Origin of the sequence: Acidisoma sp. (assembly GCF_965199065.1) — a bacterium.
Lineage (GTDB): Bacteria > Pseudomonadota > Alphaproteobacteria > Acetobacterales > Acetobacteraceae > Acidisoma.
In genome coordinates, this window is the sequence record NZ_CBDAQN010000001.1 from 431,973 (window position 1) to 449,927 (window position 17,955).

Here is a 17,955-nt window from a genome sequence, read left to right on the forward strand (position 1 = left end):
GCAGCGTCCAATCTTCCATTTGCTGCGCTGAAATGATGAGCCGCAGGCTGCGAACAAGCACGCCATTGACGACCTTGCTCAACTTCCCGTGAAGGATCATCATCAACCGGTTCTTTCGGCCAATATAATTGGCTGAAGTCGTGAAACCGGACGCGAGGAATAAAACTTAATGAGAGTGCTAGTCACCGGCGGCGCAGGTTTCATTGGTTGCCATCTTAGTCGTGCGCTGCTTGCGGAAGGCTACGAGGTCCGCATACTCGATCGCTTCATCGAGCAGGTGCATGGCGGTGCCGCGCCGGCTGATCCGGTGCTTCGCTCGGTCGAGATCATCAACGCCGACATCCGTGATGCGGACGCGGTCGCGAGTGCCGTGCAAGGCGTTGACAAGGTGGTGCATCTCGCCGCCGAAGTCGGCGTCGGTCAGAGCATGTACGAGATCGACCGCTACGTCGGCGTCAACGATCTTGGCACTGCGGTGTTGTTGAAGGCGCTCCTGGCGCATCCGGTGCGTCGTCTGGTCGTCGCCTCGTCCATGAGCATCTATGGCGAAGGCCTGTATCGCACATCGGACGGCCGTCTTCTGGAGGAGGTAAGGCGGCAACCCGGCAGCGGCTGGAACCCCTGCGACGCTGACGGCGGGGAACTGACGCCCGTGCCGACGCCCGAGTGGAAGCGCCCCGTTCTATCCTCGGTCTATGCGATTACGAAATATACCCAGGAGCGCCTGTGCATGAACGTGGGCCCGGCCTACGGCATGGAGAGCGTGGCGCTCAGGATGTTCAACGTCTTCGGAGCCGGGCAGGCGCTGTCCAATCCCTATACCGGCGTGCTCGCCATCTTCGCCGCCCGTATCCTCAACGGCCAGCCGCCGATGATCTTCGAGGACGGGCAGCAGCAGCGTGACTTCGTTCATGTCGAGGATGTCGCCCGCGCCTTCGTTCTGGCCCTGGAGGAGCCGAAGGCCGCTGGCGGTGTGTTCAATATCGGCAGCGGCAAGCGGACGACGGTTGAGGAAGTGGCGCTTCTGCTCGCGCGTGCCATGGGACGCGACGACCTGCAGCCGGAGTTTCTGAACAAGGCGAGAGCCGGCGACGTGCGTCATTGTTTTGCCGACCTCAGCCACTCGCAATCCGTTCTTGGCTTCGAGCCAAGGCGCGGCTTGGTCGACGGCGTGCCTGAACTCGCCGATTGGCTGGCCCGGCAAACCGCAACCGACCGGGTGCTCGACGCTCGAAAGGAACTCGAAGCGCGGGGCCTTGTCGCGTGAGCCCAAAGCTCGGGTTTGTCGAATGGTTCCGGTTGGGTCAGCATCGCCATGCCGAGGAAGCCGCCGATGCCCTGACCGCGATGGGTGTGAGGCATTTGCGGACGCATGTCTCCTGGGCCGATTATCGTGCCGCGGGTGGCGAGGCCTGGTATGACTGGCTGCTGCCGATGTTGGGTGCGCGCTTCGAGCTTCTGCCCTGCCTGCACTATACGCCGCCCGATCTGTCCGAGGACGGGCGCACTGCTGCACCGCCTCGCGACCTCAAGGCGCTTGCCGATTTCGTCGATCTCATCTGCGACCGTTACGGTGACAGCTTTACGTGGCTGGAGCTTTGGAACGAGCCGAACAACATCCTCGACTGGGATTGGCGGCTCGACCGGGATTGGCTCAAGTTTTCGGCCATGCTTGGCGCGGCGGCTTATTGGGCGCAGCAGCGCGGGAAACGCGTGGTTCTCCCTGCGAGCTGCCCCACCGATCTTCATTGGCTGCGACTGATGGGCGAGCGTGGCATTCTGAATGTGGTCGATGCCGTCGGCGTCCATGGGTTCCCGGGGACCTGGGAGTCGACGCATGCCGGTGTCTGGCGCGGCTGGGATGAGGTCGTTGCGGAGGTGCGGCGGACGATCGCGCCGTTCAACGCGCAGGCAGAAATCTGGGTGACGGAGACAGGCTATTCGACCTGGCGGCAGGACCCGGCACCGCAGCTGACGGCCTTCAATGCCGCACTGGATGCGCCCGCTTCACGCGTTTACTGGTATGGATTGCGCGATCTACCGACGGATGTCGACGTGCAGGAGGGACCGCACTTCGACGAGCGGCACTACCACTTCGGTGTGGACCATGCCGACGGGCGGCCAAAGCTGCTTGGGCGCCTGCTGCGCGACGGTGGCATCGAGTCCGTGCGGCTCATGGGAAAGATGGCGGCACCGGCGATCGTCTCGACGAAGCCACTGCTGATCACCGGCGGCGCAGGCTTCATCGGTGCCAATCTCGCCCATCGCCTTGCCAGCGAAGGCGAGCATGTTCTGCTGTACGATGCGCTGGCACGGCCCGGCGTGGAGCAGAACCTTGCATGGTTGAGGCATCAGTTTCCCGACAGGATCTCTTTCACGCTCGGCGACACGCGAGACCGGGCATCGGTCACTCAGGCAACTGCCGAGGCCGCTGCGGTTTTTCATCTTGCGGCGCAGGTGGCGGTGACAACCAGCCTCGAAGATCCCGAGGACGATCTCCAGACCAACATCATGGGCACCTTCAATCTCCTTGAGGCATTGCGTCGCAAGGGCAGCGTGACGCCAATAATCTTTGCCAGCACAAACAAAGTCTACGGCGATCTGGCACAGGTGGAACTCGCGATGAGCCATCAGGGCTGGACCCCGCGCGATGCCGCGTTGCGTCGGGACGGGCTAAGCGAGGACATGCCGCTGTCGTTCGCCACGCCGTATGGCTGCTCGAAGGGTGCGGCCGATCAGTATGTACTGGATTACGGCCATAGCTTCGGGCTCCCGAGTTGCGTGCTTCGGATGAGCTGCATCTACGGTCCGCGCCAACTCGGCACCGAGGATCAGGGGTGGGTCGCGCATTTCATGCTGCGCGCGGTCCAGGACGAGCCGATCATGCTGTATGGCGACGGACATCAGGTTCGTGACATCCTGTATGTCAGTGACGCCGTTGCCGCGTATGTCTCTGCTTGGAAGCGCATCGGCGCAGTCGCCGGACAGGCATTCAATCTTGGCGGCGGACCGGACAACGCGGTGAGCCTGCTGAGCTTGCTGGCGCATCTCGAGGCAGTTCTTGGGCGTCCGATCGACGTGCGCTTCGCGGATTGGCGGCAGAACGATCAACGGTATTTCGTGGCCGATAGTCGCCGTGCGCGCGAGGCACTCCAGCTTCCGCCGCCCCGCGCCTGGCGAGACGGGTCCGCGCTCCTCCTGCGGGAAATTGCGGACCGGCATAATGTGCGCCTGGCCGGCGATGCATTCAAGCAAACCGAGGCGAGGGTGCCGGCATGAAGGTCGCTTTGATCAACCCGGCTTGGGACTACTGTCGCAGCATCTACTTCGGTTGCCGCGCTGCTCATCTGCCACTCGAACTGGGTTACACCCGGGCCTTGCTCGAAACGGCAGGGCACGAGGTGCTCATGCTCGACGGTCAGATCCAGCACCTCGACACTGCGGCCATCGCTGGGCGCGTGCGGGATTTCGCGCCGGCGATGACAGTCATCACGACGGCGCCGACGTACTTGTTCTGGCGGTGCGCGCCGCCCGAGTTGCGAGTGCCGCGGCAGATGCTCGCCGCTTTGGGCGAAAATGCGGGCATCACGGTCGCTGTCGGTCCGCATGGTTCCTCGACGCCTGCGCCCGTGCTGCAGAAACTCGGCGTCGACATCGTCGTGCGCGGCGAATGCGAGGAGGTTGTCACGGCACTCGCCAACGCTCCTCTCCGGCGAGACATTCCCGGCATTGCATATGTCGATGAGACGGCAACGGTGCAGGTTGTGGGTGAGCCCGCCGCCACTCGCTTCACGGATGCGCCCGCGTTGCGCTGGCCGGTTGAGTGGGTTCTGCGGCATGACCATCACCACCATCGCTTCGATTCGACGCCGGTCGGCGCCGGTGCCGAGGTCGAAGCGTCACGCGGTTGTCCTTACGCCTGTACTTTCTGCGCAAAAATGGATTTCCGCGATCGCTACCGCAAACGCGACCTTGATGTGTTGATGGCGGAGATCGACGGGCTGATCGCCCAGGGCGTCACCTATATCTACTTCATCGACGAGATTTTCCTCCCCCGCATGGACCTTCTGCTTGCGTTGAAGGACCGGGCGATAGAGTTCGGAATTCAGACCCGGATCGATCTGTGGAAGCCGGAAATGCTTGACCTGCTGGGTGCCGCCGGTTGCGTTTCCATCGAGGCAGGTGTCGAAAGCCTTACCGTCGAGGGCCGCGCTCTCCTCGCGAAGAAGTGCAAACTCGACACGGATCAATTGAGCGCTCTGCTGATGTATGCGCGCCGCAGCGTGCCCTTCGTGCAGGCCAACCTGATCCGGGCCGAGGACAACGAGATGGACCTCGTGGCGGCGTGGCGTGCCGAACTACAGGAACACGGTGTTTGGGCAAACGACCCGGTGCCGCTGTTTCCCTATCCCAGCGCTCCCGAATATCGGAAGCTTTTTGGCGAGCCGGATGATCTCGCCTGGGAACGGGCGCTCGACCACTACCTCGGTCAATTCAACTCCTTCAGCGACATTCAGGAAGACCGGCCGCTGCCTTTGGTGGAGCTAGAGGCGTCGTGACAAGACACGCCGGTCCAAGCCGGGTATTTCTCTCTACCGATGCTGTCGGTGGGGTCTGGCAGTATACGCTCGAACTCGCACGCGCCTTCGCCCGGCGCCGTGTTGAGGTGGATATCGCCGTCCTCGGTCCTGGCGTATCCGCGGATCAACGGAGGAGAGTTGCGGATCTGCATGGTGTGCGCCTGCACGAGACGGGCCTGCCGCTGGATTGGACCGCCAATGCGCCGAGTGAACTCGATATCGCCTCCAACACGCTCGCTGCATTGGCGCAGCAGCTGAATGCCGATACGGTTCAGTTGCATACGCCGGCACTGGTTGCACAATCGCTATGGCACGCGCCGGTTCTCGCTGTCATCCACTCTTGCGTCGGCACTTGGTGGAGCGCAATGCGCGGTGGTGCCGACATCCCAGACGACTTCGTCTGGAGGATGGCGGCTGTTCGTACGGGTCTCCGGGCCGCTAGCTGTGTCGTCGCCCCGACACGGGCCTTTGCCGAGATGGTCGGGCGCACTTATGACCTGCAGCGCAAGATCGACGTGGTCCATAACGGGCGGGCGGCTGCGAAGTTCTCCCTGAAAGACCGAACGGAGCGTGAGGGCGTTCTGGCCGTCGGGCGGCTTTGGGACGAGGCAAAGAACATGACCCTGCTTGATGACGCCGCGAAGCTGATGACCGCGGTTCCGGTCGCGGCAGCAGGTGCCAATCAAGGTCCGAACGGGGCAACAGTACGGCTGGGGCGGATGCAGGCACTGGGGATCCTTGACGAGCCGAAGATAGCTGAAGCCATGGCTGCGGCGCGCATCTTTGCGTCGCCGGCGCAATATGAGCCGTTTGGTCTTGCGGTGCTGGAAGCAGCGCACGCAAGTTTGCCACTTGTGCTGGCCGATATTCCGACCTTCCGCGAGTTGTGGGACGGAGCAGCAATATTCCTTCCGCTCGGGGATGCTGCGGTCTGGGCCGAGACCTTGTCTGATTTGCACGGGCAGCCTGAATCCTGCCGTCGCTGGGGCATGAAGGCACGTGCACGTGCCACGACATACTCCGTTGAGCGCTTCGACGGCGCGATGTGGGAGAAACATTCTCGGATGTTGGACCCCGCCGCTCGGGCCGCCGTCGCTGCATGAGGACGGTTGAATGAGGATCGTCTACTTCACCCACTCGCTTATCTCCTGCTGGAACCACGGCAACGCACACTTTCTACGCGGCGTGATGCGTGTGTTGATCGCCGATGGTCATGACGTACGCGTCATGGAGCCTGCTCAAAGCTGGAGCCGTGAGAACCTGCTGGCTGAGCACGGAGTTCAGGCACATCAGTCTTTCGCTGAGCAGTTCCCGATGCTTGCAGACAAAGTCACCATCATGGATGGTGAACTGGATGAGGCGCTCGACGGAGCGGATGTTGTTCTCGTCCATGAATGGAATGAGCCGGCGCTTGTGGCCGAGATCGGGGCGAAGCGCGCGCAAGGCGGTCGGTTCACGCTCCTGTTCCACGACACGCATCACCGCATGGTCAGCGAGCCGGACGCTATGGCGCGCTACGATCTGTCTGCCTACGACGGCGTTCTAGCCTTCGGTGAGGCTCTCAGCGAGGCATACCGCCGCTACGGCTGGGGCGAGCGTGTCTTCACCTGGCATGAGGCAGCAGACACCGATTTGTTTCATCCGCCCGAGACGGCACTTTCCCGTGACGGGGCCGTTTGGATCGGCAACTGGGGCGATGGCGAACGTAGCCTCGAGATCCGCGAATATATGCTGGATCCTGCGGGCGCCGTCGGTGTTCCACTCGATATCTACGGTGTTCGCTATCCGGAGGAGGCAAAGCTTGAGCTTGCCCGGCGCGGTATCCGTTACCACGGTTGGGCTGCCAACGCGCGGGCGCCGGATATCTTCGCGCGACATCTGTTTACGATGCATGTGCCTCGCCGTTTCTACGTCTCGCATCTGCCAGGCATCCCTACCATCAGGATCTTTGAAGCGCTTGCCTGCGGTATCCCGCTGATCTCGGCGCCGTGGGAGGATGTGGAGCATCTCTTCTCACCCGGCAGCGACTTCCTGCAGGCGCGAACGCCGAGTGAGATGCCGTCACTCATGCGCGACGTGATCAATGATGATGCTTTACGGCAAGCGCTGGCCGCACGCGGTTTGCAGACCGTCCAGGCACGCCACTCCTGCGCTCATCGCGCACAGGAATTGCTTGCGATCGTCGACGGGCTACGACGTACACAAGCGAAGGCGGCCGCGTGATGCGTGTCGCCTTCTATGGTTCGAGCTTGCTGTCGTCCTATTGGAACGGTGCTGCGACGTACTATCGAGGGGTGCTGTCCGCTTTGGCGGCGTCCGGGCACCAAATCACCTTCTATGAGCCGGATGCCTTTGATCGCCAATCGCATCGCGACATCGAGCCGCCTAATTACGCGTCCGTCGTGGTCTATCCGGCCACCGAGGAGGGCGTGCGACGGGTGGTGGCCGAAGCAAGTTCTGCCGATGTCGTCGTCAAAGCAAGCGGCGTCGGCGTATTTGACGACACATTGCTCGCGGGCGTCATGACGGCGGCACGACCTTCAGCGGTCCGGATCTTTTGGGATGTCGATGCGCCGGCGACGCTCGCTGAAATCGCCGGAGCCGTCGACCACCCCATCCGGCGGGCGCTCCCAGGTTTAGACGCGGTTCTGACCTATGGTGGCGGGCGCCCGGTGATCGACGCATACTCGGCGTTGGGAGCGAAGGCATGTCTGCCGATCTACAACGGGCTTGACCCGGCAACACATCATCCCGTGCCCGCTAATCCGGCACTGGCAGCAGACCTCCTGTTCCTCGGCAACCGTTTGCCGGACCGCGAGAGGCGGGTCGAGCACTTTTTTCTTGCGCCCGCAGAGGCCATGCCCGACCGGTCTTTCCTCCTTGTCGGATCCGGCTGGGGAGACAAACGGATCAGCACAAACGTCAGGTTATTCGGGCACGCTGGCACCGGGCAGCATAACGTCCTTAACTCCTCGGCGCTCGCGGTGCTTAATGTCGCACGGGATAGCATGGCTTCCGTCGGTTTCTCTCCCGCCACCCGTGTGTTCGAGGCCGCCGGCGCTGGGGCCTGCCTGATCACCGATTACTGGGAGGGAATTGAATTGTTTCTGCGCCCGGACGAGGAGGTTCTCGTGGCGCGGGACGATGCCGACGTGATTCGTCATCTCTCAGAGCTTACGCCTTCGCGGGCGCGGCAGATCGGCGAACGGGCGCTCGCTAGAGTTCTGAGCGATCATACCTATAGACAGCGCGCAGCCCTCGTCGAGACGTTCCTGGCAGACGCGTCAGCTCGTCGACGGGCAATGGTGGTCCTATGAGGGGAACACGATGAAATTCGTGTTTCTCGGGCTGAGCCTCAGCTCCTCGTGGGGCAACGGGCATGCTACAACCTATCGCGCACTGCTGCATGCGTTGAGCAAGCAGCATGATGTCCTGTTCCTCGAGCGTGATCAGCCTTGGTATGCTAAAAACCGGGACATGCCTCAGCCTGGCTTCTGCGAGTTGAAGCTCTACAGCCATCTCTCGGACCTGGAAGAACACCGTGCTGAGATCGCCGCGGCTGATGCCGTCATCATTGGCTCATATGTGCCTGACGGTGCTGCGGTCACAACCTATATCGAGGACTGGGTGCGGGGCACCTACTGCTTCTATGACATCGATACGCCGGTGACGTTGAGCAGGCTCCAGAGCGGCGAGCGCGACTACGTCTCAAGGGAGACGATCCCGCTCTTTGATCTCTATCTCTCGTTCGCGGGCGGCCCAACGCTCGAACGCCTGAAAACAGAATTCGGTGCGCGCGCGTCAGCGGTGCTGTTCTGCAGTGTTGATGAGACCAGCTACTTTCCGATGCCGGTGTCTCGGCAATGGGATCTCGGCTACCTCGGCACCTACAGTGCCGATCGCCAGCCCGCGCTGGAGAGGTTGTTGCTGGAGCCGGCTCGTCGGCTGCCGGAAAAGCGCTTCGTCGTGGCGGGACCACAATATCCCTTGGAGATAAAGTGGCCCGAGAACGTCGAGAGGATCGAGCATCTGCCGCCCGCGGAGCACGCGAGCTTCTATAACGCTCAAGGTTGGACACTCAACATAACTCGGGCAGATATGGTTGCTGCGGGATACAGCCCCAGCGTCAGGCTGTTCGAGGCCTCGGCTTGCAACACGCCGATCATTACCGATCCGTGGCCCGGACTTGACACGATATTCAAGCCGCAGGAGGAGATTGTGGTGGCATCGACAGCCGAAGCGGTCGTCGCCGCGCTCTTGATGCCGGAGGAGGGTCGGCGGCGCCTCGGCGCGGCCGGTCGTTCGCGTTGCCTGGCGAGCCATACGGCCAATCATAGGGCGGCGGAACTTGTGGCGGCGATAGAGGCATCGCAGTTCGCGGACCCGGCACGGCTAAGCTATGTAACGGAGCGTTGATATGATGGCACGCAGCAACCGCGGAACCGCTGTCGTCGCCGGCGGTGCAGGATTTGTTGGCTCGCACCTTTGTGACTATCTTATCGCTGAAGGGTACCGCGTCGTCTGCGTCGATAGCCTCTTGACAAGCACGCTCGATAACCTGAACCGCGTCCTGCGGGATGCGCGCTTCAGCTTTATCGAGCACGACGTTATCAAGCCGCTACCTCAGGGATTGGCGGCTGATCTCGTCTTCAATCTTGCCTGCGCGGCCTCGCCCCCTCTCTATCAGCTCGATCCTGTCCACACGATGATGACGAACGTCGTCGGCACGAATAACCTCCTGAGCTTTGCCGCCGAGCAAGGGGCTCGCTTCCTTCAGGCGTCGACAAGCGAGATCTACGGAAATCCTCTGGTTCATCCGCAGCCGGAATCCTACGCGGGCAACGTCAACCCGACGGGTCCGCGCGCGTGCTACGACGAAGGAAAACGCGCCGCTGAAACGCTGTGCTTTGACTATATCCGCCAGGGCGTCGCTGATGTTCGGGTTGCTCGGATTTTTAACACCTACGGTCCGCGCCTGCGCGCCAGCGATGGGCGCGTCGTGTCGAACATGATCTCGCAAGCTTTGGCGGGAGAGCCGCTCACGATCTATGGAGATGGCTCGCAGACGCGGTCATTCTGCTACGTGGATGATCTTATCGATGGCTTCATGAAGCTCATCCGTCACGAGCTGCCCTTGCCGCACGCGGTGAACCTTGGGAACCCAGTAGAACTAAAGATTGCCGATATAGCCTCGGTGATCCGGCGCATGACAGCCTCTGGCTCCGAGATCGTATTCTGTCCCCTACCAGTTGACGATCCTTGCCGCAGGAGACCCGATATCCGGCTCGCGCGCGAGATATTGGGTTGGCAACCGAAGGTCGAACTGGAAGAGGGTCTTCAGAGGACGATCGATTGGTTTGCCGCTGCGATGCATCCATCGGTCGATGAGCACTATTCCATTGGCAAGCATCGCCCGGCTGTTCGGTTTGGGTCAGTGTAGCGCGTAGCCGCACAGCAAGAACGCCTACATCCAACGCATCCGCAGGTTCTCGACAACGAGAAGCGTATCGTCAGTGCGCGACGGCGTCAGTGGCCTCGCTCTGGGGCATCGCTCACAGCCGGTGGCCGGATAGCACGGTTGGGAATTGGTGTAGGGTTCGAGGATCACCGGCGTCGGCAGCAAGCGCCTCATCCCGAACGGCGCCAATTTTTCCGGTGTTGTCGCATCTTGAGATCGCGCGCCAATCAGTCCGTCGCCGTCCCGCTGTCAGCGGTGATATCGGGCAGACCAGGTGTGTTGTCGTGCGATGTCCGGTCAAGAAGATCACGGCACTCGTTCAGCCGATCAACGCTGTCGGCGACGTGGCGCTCGGCGTCGGCAATGCTCGCCTTGGACTTGCGGATGATGTCTTGGTCCTGGTCGAAAAGCTGTTGCTCGGACTCACCAACAGGCTCGCCAGCTCTATCGGTATTCATTGCTCGGTCCTCCGGCCTGCCTACAGAAGGTCTTCGATCCGGATGGGGAGGCGCCGCACGCGCCGTCCCGTCGCATGGAAAACAGCGTTCGCAATCGCCGCATTGACGCCCACGATGCCAATCTCGCCAATACCCTTGATGCCGAGCGGATTAACGGCATCATCCGCTTCCGGCAGCATCATCACCTCGACCTCACCGACATCGGCGTTCACCGCGATCTGATATTCCGCGATGTTGTCGTTCGTATAGCGGGCTGCGCGCGCGTCGATCTCGGTCTTCTCGAGAAGCGCGGATCCAAGTCCCCAGATCATGCCGCCCATGAACTGGCTGCGCGCGGTGAGCGGATTGACGATCGTGCCGGCCGCGAATGCACCAAGCATGCGTGGCACCCTGATCTCACAGGTGCGCCGATGAATTCGCACCTCCACAAAGTGCGCGCCGTAGGAGTAGGCGGTGACGTCCTTGCGCTTCTGACCGCGTAGGATCGGCAACTGCCCCTGGTAAAGCGTGCCGATCGCATCCAGCGGCAGGCCGTCCGGCACATTCTCCGCGTAGGCCTCCAGGGCCCCGGCGCTGATGCGGCCAACGGCGTCTGCCAAGGGCTCCCGCGTGCCGTCCGGTCCAACGAGAAAGCCGTCCCGCAGCGACAGCCGATCCGGGTCGTGGCCGGCGAACGGACCGGCATTGCTCGCTGTCGCGGCGGCGGCGATTTGCGCCGTCAGCGCATCGCAGGCGCGGGTCACGGCGTGGGTGATGCTCGCCGTATGGCTTGATCCGGCGGCGAGCGAAGCGGGCGGCAGTTCCGTATCGCCCATCTCCACGCGCACCTTCTCGAGCGCGAGGCCAAGACGGTCGGCGGCAGTGATCGCGACAACCGTGTAGGCGCCGGTGCCGACATCGTGCCCGGCGAGCTTCACCTGCGCCTCACCATCCGGGCGCAAGATCACGCGCGCGGTGCTGCCGGCGATGTTGGAGGCATAGGCGGCGCTTGCGCAGCCAAGCCCGATCAGCCAGTCGCCATCGCGCATGGAGCCTGGGCGTGGATCGCGGCGCTTCCAGCCGAACTGCGCTGCGCCCGCGTCGAAACACGCCATGAGGTTGCGGCTGGAGAAGGCCAGGCCTGTCACCGGATCGCGCGCCGGCTCGTTCCGCCGCCGCAACTCGATCGGATCGACGCCAAGCGTCACCGCCAGTTCGTCCATCGCGCATTCGAGCGGGAACATGTAGGGCTGCTCGGGCGGCGCGCGCATGAAGCCGGGCGTGCTTCGATCGGCATGCACGATGTTCACGCGCGTCAGAATGTTCGGTGCGGCATACATCCGCGCGGTCGATTCCGTTCCCGAAACGTTATAGTAGCTAGGGCGGGACGTGACCTCCCAGCCTTCGTGGATGAGCGATGTGAGGCGCCCTTCGGCGTCCGCGCCGAGCCGGAGATGGTGGCGGGTCTCGGCGCGGTAGGTCGCGATGGTGAAGCCCTGATCCCTCGTCGCGACCAGCTTCACCGGGCGGCCGAGCCGGCGGGCGGCAATCGCGATCCAGGCGGTGCGGGCCGTCGCGCCACCTTTCGCACCGAAGGCGCCGCCCACGAATTTGGAGACGACGCGCACGCTCTCGGGGTCGATCCCAAGCTGCTGCGCGACATTGCCGCGCAAGCCGTAGACGAACTGGCTCGGCTCCCAGATGGTCAGTTGCCCACCGTTCCACGCGCAGGTCGTCGTGAACAACTCAATCGGATTGTGGTGCTGCGTCGGCGTGTCGTACCAGGCATCGACCGTCACCTCGGCAGTTGCAAAGGCCGCTGCCGCGTCACCGACGGCGAAGTCCTCCTTCTGCTCGTCTTCCCGAGGCTCTTCCTCTGCACCAGGGCTGCCGAACGTCGCGGCCGGCGTCTCCGCTTCGGTCCGCACGTGGACCTTGAAGGCGGCCTCGCGCGCCGCTTCGAAGCTATCGGCGACTACAACGCCGATTATTTGGCCGTCATGCCAGACGCGGTCGCTTTCGAGCGTGGTGGTGGTTTCGCCGCCTGCCATCTGTTTCGGCGGCTTCGCCTCACTCGCGACGTTCTCATGGCTTAAAAAGTCGAGGAACCCCGGCACCGCCCGCGTCTCGCTGAGGTCGAAGCCGACGACGCGGCCGCGGGCAACCGAGCTGGTGATGAGGTAGGCATTGGCAGCATGCGGCACGCTCTCGTCGGAAGGATAGATCGCCCGGCCCGTGACTTTGGCGGCCCCGTCGATCCTCGTCGCGGGCTTGCCGATCAGACTGAAAGGCTGCGGCCGGATAGGCCCCTGGATCGTCATCTCAAAGGTCCATCTCAGCCGCTTCGAGCAGCGCACGCACCAGCGTCCGGCGCCCAAGTTCAGGTTTGAACCCGTTGTCGCCAAGCGTCATCGCCCCGGCGAAGGCGGCTTCCGCGGCAGACGTCGCGAGATGCTCGTCCAGCCGCCGCCCCGCAAGGACGGCTTCGGCCTCATGCGCGCGCCAGGGCTTCGTCGCGACCCCGCCGAGGCCAATGCGCGCCGTCACCACCACTCCGTCTTCCAGGTCGAGCGCGACCGCGGCGGAGGCGAGAGCGAAGTCATAGGAGGCGCGGTCTCTGACCTTCCGGTAGAGCGAACGGCGGGTCCAGCGCCCGGCCGGGACATGAAAGCCGGTGATCAACTCGCCCGGCTGCAGGTTGGTCTCGATATGGGGCGTGTCGCCGGGCAGGCGATGCAGATCCTCGAAAGCGATACGACGCTCGGTGCCCTCCGTGCCGCGCAGCATCACATCCGCGCCCAGCGCCACCAGCGCCACGGCGAAATCGCCTGGGTAGTGGGCGATGCAGTGTTCGCTCGTCCCAAGCACCGCGAGGCGGCGGTTCACGCCTTCCATTGCGGCGCAGCCCGAGCCGGGTGTCCGCTTGTTGCAGGCGGCCCAGCTTGGATCGCGATAGTAGCTGCAGCGGGTCTTCTGCAGCACGTTGCCGCCGAGGCTCGCCATATTGCGAAGCTGAGGGCTGGCGGCCTGCGCGAGCGCATCCCGTATCACCGGGTAGTAGCGGCGGACAGCCGGATGCGCCTCCGCTTCGGCCATGCGGACAAGGGCGCCGAGCGTCAGCCCGTCGCCATCGATGCCGATGGCGCCGTGCGTCTCGGCAAGATCGTTGATATCGACCAGAGTGCCTGCGTCGATCACGTCGAGCTTCATCAGATCGAGTAGAACGGTGCCGCCTGCGAGATACCGGCCGGAGGTCACCGCGGCGAGCCGGCCGGCACCGGCGGCATCGGGGGCACGCTCCAGGCCAAAGGGGCGCATCAGCCAGCCTCCGTCATGCGGAGGTCAGCCTCGGGGTGCATCTCGGCCGCCACCTGGCGGATCGCCTGGACGATATTCGGGTAGGCGGCGCAGCGGCACAAATTGCCGCTCATGTATTCCCGGATCTCGTCCTCGGAGCCGGCATGGCCCTCGTTCACGCAGGCGACGGCACTCATGATCTGTCCGGGCGTGCAGTAGCCGCACTGGAAGGCGTCGTGCTCCACGAATGCTTGCTGCATCGGGTGCAGCGGTTTGCCCTCTGCGGAAAGGCCCTCGATGGTGGTGATCTCTTCACGGACCGTCGCCGCGAGGACAAAGCAGGACAGCACGCGCCGACCGCCGACAAGCACAGTGCAAGCCCCGCATTGGCCCTGATCGCAGCCCTTCTTCGTGCCGGTGAGCCCGAGCGTCTCCCGCAGGGCGTCCAGCAAAACAAGTCTCGGCTCGGCGCTCAGCCGATGGGCTCGGCCGTTGATGGTCAGGACGATGTCCAATGTCACAGCCGAGGCTAGGATTTCTTGGGCGGATGCAGGGCGTCGGGCTTGTGAACCGCCTCGGCGCCGGTCTTGTCGCTTTTGACCAAGTACTGGGGATCGTCCTTCGTCGCTTTAGCCTTGTGGCCTTTGACGCTCGTGGTGGACGTCACCTTCTTCTCGACGGTGCCATGGGTCTCGCCTTGGGCGGTGCTCCAGGCAACCTTGGCCCCCGGCTTCAAATCCTTGCTCATTCGTAATGCCCCTGCTTTTCGCGCTGTCAGTGGACCGCTCGGGGTTAGGTAGAGCGTCGGTTCGCTTGGGCCAGCCAACGGTAGCTACACAAAGCGCTGAGGCATGATACGGATAAGGTCGGCACCGGCGTTCGATCGATCGGCGGGACAGCCGCATCGTGGTCAGGGAGAATCGCGGTGCTGATGTCCGTGAGAGGCCCTTCCTTCGCTTGAGCCAGACCGGCCCGCTGGCTGTAACACCTGGGCATTGGCATCCGCGCCCTTAAACCTCACTTTCATGTGGCAACACGCAAGGACGCCTCATGACAATCACTCTTCAGCAAGCCAACGCCATCATCGCCGGGGCTTTGGACAAGGCTGCCGAACTGAAGCTTAAGCCGCTGAGCGTCGCGGTTCTGGACCAGGGCGGACACCTTATCGCTTTCCAGCGCCAGGATGGCTCGTCCCTGATGCGCTTTCAGATTGCGAACGGCAAAGCCTCGGGCGCCTTGGCGTTGGGGGTGTCATCGCGGAAAATCGCCGAGATGGCCGCCGAGCGCCCCTCTTTCGTGGCGTCCCTGGGCAGCATCGCATCGGCCGGTGTGGTTCCCGTCCCCGGAGGAGTTCTGGTGACTGACGCCTCGGGCGCCGTCATTGGCGCTGTCGGCATCAGCGGCGATGTCTCGGACAACGACGAGGCGTGCGCCCTGGCCGGCATTACCGCATCCGGCCTCTCTGCCAGAACCTGAGGCCGAGCAGACACGCTATCTCGCAGCTGGGTTGAAGGTCGGCGATTTCACCTGACAGTCGAGCTTGGTGCAGGTAGATTTCCGGTCATGGACGCCATCGACCGGAAAATTGTCCGTTTTCTCCAGGCCAATAACCAGCTGTCCAATGCCGAGATCGGCCAAGCCGTCGGCCTCTCGGTGTCGGCGGCGAACGAGCGCGTGCGGCGCCTCAACAGCTCCGGCGTCATTCGCGGCAACCACGCGGTGCTCGACCCGGACCTCGTCGACCTCCCGCTCTGCGCGCTCGTCTTCGTCGACCTCGCACCTCATCCCGACGAGGCGAGGTTCCGCGCCGAGATCGCTGCCCGGCCAGAGGTCCAGGAGGTCCATCAGGTTGCCGGACCCCACTGCTATCTTCTCAAGATCAGGTCCAGCGGCACCCGGGCGCTCCAGCGCTTCCTGATGGAGCACGTCAGTCGCCAGCCCGACGTGCTCAGGACCGAGACGGTCATCGTCCTCGAGACGGTCAAGGAAACGTCCGAACTCGGGCTGCCGGAGCCCGCGACGCCTGGTTCCACGCGGGAAGGACGGTGAGATGGCAAACGTGGTGACCGCTCGTCCTCATGCGCCGGTCGAGGGCGCGCCTGACGCCGGAAACCCGCGTGCGCTCTACGCGCTCACCTTGGCGAGCTTCGGCATCGGCACCGGCGAATTCGTCATCGTGGGTCTCGTCCCGGGTCTCGCCTCGGACCTGCGCGTGTCCGTGCCGACAGCGGGGCTCCTCATCTCGGTCTACGCGCTCAGCGTCGCCTTCGGATCGCCCTTCGTCGCCGCGCTCCTGACCTCCGTCTCGCGCCGGCGGGCCCTCGTGACGCTGATGGTCATGTTCCTCATCGGCGATGTGGCTTGCGCGGTGGCGCCCGACTTCCGGGTGCTGATGGTCGCGCGGGTTGTGACCGCGCTGGCGCATGGCGCCTTTTTCGGCATCGCCTCCATCGTCGCCGCCGAACTGGCGCCTCCCGGGAAGGCGGCGCGGGCGGTCGCCCTTCTGTTCACCGGCATGACGGTCGCGAACGTTGTCGGTGTTCCGCTCGGCACCTGGATCGGTCAGGCAGCCGGTTGGCGGGTCACCTTCGCGCTCGTCGCCGCGCTGGCGGCCGCGTCCCTGGCAGCCATGACGGCCTGGATGCCGCGTCGCCTCGCCGGGGGATCGCATGGCATCCGGCACGAACTCTCCGCATTGCGGCAGCCCCAGATCTGGTTCGCCATGCTCGTCAGCATGCTGTCCTCGGCGGCGCTTTTCACCGTCCTCACCTTCCTGACCCCCTTGCTCGAACATGAGGCAGGGATGACCCCGCATGGGGCGGCGCTGGCACTGTTCCTGTTCGGCGCGGGCCTGACCGTCGGCGGCGTGGTCGGCGGACGCTTCGGCGAGCGCCACGTGTTGCTCGCCATCCGTGTGCTGCTCGTAGCCGACGCGGTCGCTTTGGCCGGCTTCGGTCTCGTTATGCGAAATGCTCCGTTGGCGCTCGCCGCCGTCTTCCTCTGGGGTGTCGCCGCCTTCGCGCTGGTGCCTCCGTTGCAGCACCGGGTCGTCATGGAAGCGAAGGAGGCCCCCAACCTCGCGTCGACGCTGAACCAGTCGGCCTTCAACCTTGGCGATGCGCTCGGGGCGGCCGTGGGTGCGGCGGTGCTCGCGCATCTGTCGGGTTACATGTCGCTGCCGTGGATCGGAGCCGCGATCGTGTGCCTCGCGCTGCTGCCGGCGATGTTAAGTAGAGCGGGCGCGAGGTAGGGAGCCGCAAGCCGGGTCGGCGTTCGCGACCCGGTCGAGGTTCGCGATCAGGCGCTTGAGCAGGTCCACGAGCAGCGCGGCCTCGTCATCCGTGAAGCCGCGCAAAACCTCCCTATTGCCTTGGAGAAGGGTCGCGATGGCATCCGGCAGCCGCGCTTCGGCGACCTTTGTCAGCGTGATGCGGCTGCTGCGCCCGTCGCCAGGGTCAGGCTCGCGCCGGATCAGCCCATCCCGCTCCATCCGGGCGAGCATCTGAGCCATCGGCGGCTGCTCGATCTTGGCAAAACGGGCGAGATCCCGTTGCGTGCTCGCCCGGCCATCCCGGAGTGCGACCAGCACCGGCAGGTGTCCAACGCCAAAGCCGAGCGGCTTGAGCCGAGCCTCGCTGAGGCGGACAAACCCGCGCGCCGCAAGGCTGATCAGGTGCCCAGGGGTCGAAAGCACATCCAGGTCCATCGTCTATCGCTCCTTGCACCGTCCGCCGCCTTGATGCATACGTGCATATATAAATTGGTCGGCTTGGGTGCAACCACGCCTTCTGAACGGAGAGACGCAATGGAAGACGACGCCAAAATCCTCGAACGCCTCTACGCGCGCTTCAATGCGCGAGACATCGAAGGTGTGCTGGCCTCGCTTGCCGATGACGTCATTTGGGCGAACGGCATGGATGGCGGCCACGTTCATGGCCGCGAAGCCGTGCGCGAGTACTGGACGCGCCAGTGGACCATGGTCAGTCCACATGTCGAGCCTGTGGGTTTCAGCCGGACTGCGGATGGAGCGATCATCGCCGAGGTTCGTCAGTCCATCTTCGATCTCGAAGGCAGGCCGCTTCAGGGGCAGACGCACGGGCTGAAGGACAAGACGGTCAGCCACGTGTTCCGCTTCCAGGACGGCAAGGTCGCGCGCTTCGACATCGAGGACGCTGCTTAGAAG

Annotated in this window: 18 protein-coding genes; 12 read left to right on the forward strand and 6 right to left on the reverse strand. The window is 63.8% G+C overall.

Annotated features, from left to right (window positions below; all coding sequences use genetic code 11):
- The first annotated feature begins 169 nt into the window (after positions 1-169).
- The 8 genes from ACOEQ1_RS02030 to ACOEQ1_RS02065 all read left to right on the forward strand — a co-directional run bounded on the left by ACOEQ1_RS02030 (position 170) and on the right by ACOEQ1_RS02065 (position 10,020).
- Complete coding sequence (locus ACOEQ1_RS02030; RefSeq protein ID WP_419757564.1) at positions 170-1,267, forward strand: SDR family NAD(P)-dependent oxidoreductase; 1,098 nt, start codon at positions 170-172, stop codon at positions 1,265-1,267.
- A complete protein-coding gene (locus ACOEQ1_RS02035) occupies positions 1,264-3,279 on the forward strand; it encodes an SDR family NAD(P)-dependent oxidoreductase (RefSeq protein WP_419757565.1) in 2,016 nt (671 codons plus the stop codon). Before ACOEQ1_RS02030 ends, ACOEQ1_RS02035 begins: the two co-directional genes overlap by 4 nt.
- Positions 3,276-4,559, forward strand: coding sequence for a TIGR04295 family B12-binding domain-containing radical SAM protein (locus ACOEQ1_RS02040; RefSeq protein ID WP_419757566.1), 1,284 nt, complete (start codon positions 3,276-3,278; stop codon positions 4,557-4,559). Before ACOEQ1_RS02035 ends, ACOEQ1_RS02040 begins: the two co-directional genes overlap by 4 nt.
- Positions 4,556-5,683 (forward strand): glycosyltransferase family 4 protein, encoded by a 1,128-nt coding sequence (locus ACOEQ1_RS02045; RefSeq protein WP_419757567.1) that lies wholly within the window; start codon positions 4,556-4,558, stop codon positions 5,681-5,683. Before ACOEQ1_RS02040 ends, ACOEQ1_RS02045 begins: the two co-directional genes overlap by 4 nt.
- Positions 5,684-5,768: 85 nt before the next feature.
- Positions 5,769-6,803, forward strand: coding sequence for a CgeB family protein (locus ACOEQ1_RS02050; RefSeq protein ID WP_419758620.1), 1,035 nt, complete (start codon positions 5,769-5,771; stop codon positions 6,801-6,803).
- On the forward strand, positions 6,803-7,897 hold the full coding sequence (locus ACOEQ1_RS02055; RefSeq protein WP_419757568.1) for a CgeB family protein: 1,095 nt from the start codon (positions 6,803-6,805) through the stop codon (positions 7,895-7,897). The genes ACOEQ1_RS02050 and ACOEQ1_RS02055 overlap by 1 nt, the downstream gene beginning before the upstream one ends.
- A 10-nt stretch (positions 7,898-7,907) precedes the next feature.
- On the forward strand, positions 7,908-8,996 hold the full coding sequence (locus ACOEQ1_RS02060) for a CgeB family protein (RefSeq protein WP_419757569.1): 1,089 nt from the start codon (positions 7,908-7,910) through the stop codon (positions 8,994-8,996).
- 1 nt (position 8,997) lies between these two features.
- Positions 8,998-10,020, forward strand: a complete 1,023-nt coding sequence (locus ACOEQ1_RS02065) for a UDP-glucuronic acid decarboxylase family protein (protein ID WP_419757570.1) — start codon at positions 8,998-9,000, stop codon at positions 10,018-10,020.
- A 245-nt stretch (positions 10,021-10,265) separates the two neighbouring features.
- Here the strand turns inward: ACOEQ1_RS02065 and ACOEQ1_RS02070 are convergent, their stop codons facing one another.
- Genes ACOEQ1_RS02070 through ACOEQ1_RS02090 form a run of 5 tightly spaced genes read right to left on the reverse strand, consistent with a single transcriptional unit; the run spans position 10,266 to position 14,520 of the window.
- Positions 10,266-10,496, reverse strand: coding sequence for a hypothetical protein (locus ACOEQ1_RS02070; protein WP_419757571.1), 231 nt, complete (start codon positions 10,494-10,496; stop codon positions 10,266-10,268).
- Positions 10,497-10,516: 20 nt separating this feature from the next.
- Positions 10,517-12,796, reverse strand: a complete 2,280-nt coding sequence (locus ACOEQ1_RS02075) for a xanthine dehydrogenase family protein molybdopterin-binding subunit (protein WP_419757572.1) — start codon at positions 12,794-12,796, stop codon at positions 10,517-10,519.
- A 1-nt stretch (position 12,797) separates the two neighbouring features.
- A complete protein-coding gene (locus ACOEQ1_RS02080) occupies positions 12,798-13,793 on the reverse strand; it encodes an FAD binding domain-containing protein (protein ID WP_419757573.1) in 996 nt (331 codons plus the stop codon).
- Positions 13,793-14,281: a (2Fe-2S)-binding protein gene (locus tag ACOEQ1_RS02085; RefSeq protein ID WP_419758621.1), complete on the reverse strand. Its 489-nt coding sequence runs from the start codon at positions 14,279-14,281 to the stop codon at positions 13,793-13,795. The genes ACOEQ1_RS02080 and ACOEQ1_RS02085 overlap by 1 nt, the downstream gene beginning before the upstream one ends.
- A gap of 20 nt (positions 14,282-14,301) precedes the next feature.
- The gene (locus ACOEQ1_RS02090; RefSeq protein ID WP_419757574.1) at positions 14,302-14,520 is read right to left on the reverse strand and encodes a DUF2945 domain-containing protein; all 219 of its coding nucleotides are present in this window, start codon (positions 14,518-14,520) and stop codon (positions 14,302-14,304) included.
- A 302-nt stretch (positions 14,521-14,822) separates the two neighbouring features.
- Here ACOEQ1_RS02090 and ACOEQ1_RS02095 point away from each other — a divergent pair, with 302 nt between their 5' ends.
- The 3 genes from ACOEQ1_RS02095 (at position 14,823) to ACOEQ1_RS02105 (ending at position 17,022) form a co-directional block, all read left to right on the forward strand.
- On the forward strand, positions 14,823-15,248 hold the full coding sequence (locus tag ACOEQ1_RS02095; RefSeq protein WP_419757575.1) for a GlcG/HbpS family heme-binding protein: 426 nt from the start codon (positions 14,823-14,825) through the stop codon (positions 15,246-15,248).
- A gap of 87 nt (positions 15,249-15,335) precedes the next feature.
- Positions 15,336-15,821: an Lrp/AsnC family transcriptional regulator gene (locus ACOEQ1_RS02100; RefSeq protein ID WP_419757576.1), complete on the forward strand. Its 486-nt coding sequence runs from the start codon at positions 15,336-15,338 to the stop codon at positions 15,819-15,821.
- A 1-nt stretch (position 15,822) separates the two neighbouring features.
- Positions 15,823-17,022, forward strand: coding sequence for an MFS transporter (locus ACOEQ1_RS02105; RefSeq protein WP_419757577.1), 1,200 nt, complete (start codon positions 15,823-15,825; stop codon positions 17,020-17,022).
- On the opposite strand, the gene ACOEQ1_RS02110 is transcribed toward ACOEQ1_RS02105, so the two are convergent.
- Entirely contained in the window at positions 16,999-17,478 is a 480-nt protein-coding gene (locus ACOEQ1_RS02110) for a MarR family winged helix-turn-helix transcriptional regulator (RefSeq protein WP_419757578.1), read from the reverse strand. The two genes, ACOEQ1_RS02105 and ACOEQ1_RS02110, sit on opposite strands and share 24 nt — an antisense overlap.
- Before the next feature lie 99 nt (positions 17,479-17,577).
- On the opposite strand from ACOEQ1_RS02110, the gene ACOEQ1_RS02115 reads away from it, so the two are divergent.
- Positions 17,578-17,952: a nuclear transport factor 2 family protein gene (locus ACOEQ1_RS02115; protein WP_419757579.1), complete on the forward strand. Its 375-nt coding sequence runs from the start codon at positions 17,578-17,580 to the stop codon at positions 17,950-17,952.
- The last annotated feature ends 3 nt before the right edge of the window (positions 17,953-17,955 follow it).

Excerpts from the sequence above, each read along its gene's own strand:
- ACOEQ1_RS02040 (WP_419757566.1), top strand. The coding sequence starts at position 3,276 with ATGAAGGTCGCTTTGATCAACCCGGCTTGGGACTACTGTCGCAGCATC.
- ACOEQ1_RS02065 (WP_419757570.1), top strand. The coding sequence starts at position 8,998 with ATGATGGCACGCAGCAACCGCGGAACCGCTGTCGTCGCCGGCGGTGCA.
- ACOEQ1_RS02075 (WP_419757572.1), bottom strand. The coding sequence starts at position 12,796 with ATGACGATCCAGGGGCCTATCCGGCCGCAGCCTTTCAGTCTGATCGGC.
- ACOEQ1_RS02070 (WP_419757571.1), bottom strand. The coding sequence starts at position 10,496 with ATGAATACCGATAGAGCTGGCGAGCCTGTTGGTGAGTCCGAGCAACAG.
- ACOEQ1_RS02115 (WP_419757579.1), top strand. The coding sequence starts at position 17,578 with ATGGAAGACGACGCCAAAATCCTCGAACGCCTCTACGCGCGCTTCAAT.
- ACOEQ1_RS02055 (WP_419757568.1), top strand. The coding sequence starts at position 6,803 with ATGCGTGTCGCCTTCTATGGTTCGAGCTTGCTGTCGTCCTATTGGAAC.
- ACOEQ1_RS02030 (WP_419757564.1), top strand. The coding sequence starts at position 170 with ATGAGAGTGCTAGTCACCGGCGGCGCAGGTTTCATTGGTTGCCATCTT.
- ACOEQ1_RS02110 (WP_419757578.1), bottom strand. The coding sequence starts at position 17,478 with ATGGACCTGGATGTGCTTTCGACCCCTGGGCACCTGATCAGCCTTGCG.
- ACOEQ1_RS02090 (WP_419757574.1), bottom strand. The coding sequence starts at position 14,520 with ATGAGCAAGGATTTGAAGCCGGGGGCCAAGGTTGCCTGGAGCACCGCC.
- ACOEQ1_RS02100 (WP_419757576.1), top strand. The coding sequence starts at position 15,336 with ATGGACGCCATCGACCGGAAAATTGTCCGTTTTCTCCAGGCCAATAAC.
- ACOEQ1_RS02050 (WP_419758620.1), top strand. The coding sequence starts at position 5,769 with ATGCGTGTGTTGATCGCCGATGGTCATGACGTACGCGTCATGGAGCCT.
- ACOEQ1_RS02105 (WP_419757577.1), top strand. The coding sequence starts at position 15,823 with ATGGCAAACGTGGTGACCGCTCGTCCTCATGCGCCGGTCGAGGGCGCG.
- ACOEQ1_RS02095 (WP_419757575.1), top strand. The coding sequence starts at position 14,823 with ATGACAATCACTCTTCAGCAAGCCAACGCCATCATCGCCGGGGCTTTG.
- ACOEQ1_RS02080 (WP_419757573.1), bottom strand. The coding sequence starts at position 13,793 with ATGCGCCCCTTTGGCCTGGAGCGTGCCCCCGATGCCGCCGGTGCCGGC.
- ACOEQ1_RS02060 (WP_419757569.1), top strand. The coding sequence starts at position 7,908 with ATGAAATTCGTGTTTCTCGGGCTGAGCCTCAGCTCCTCGTGGGGCAAC.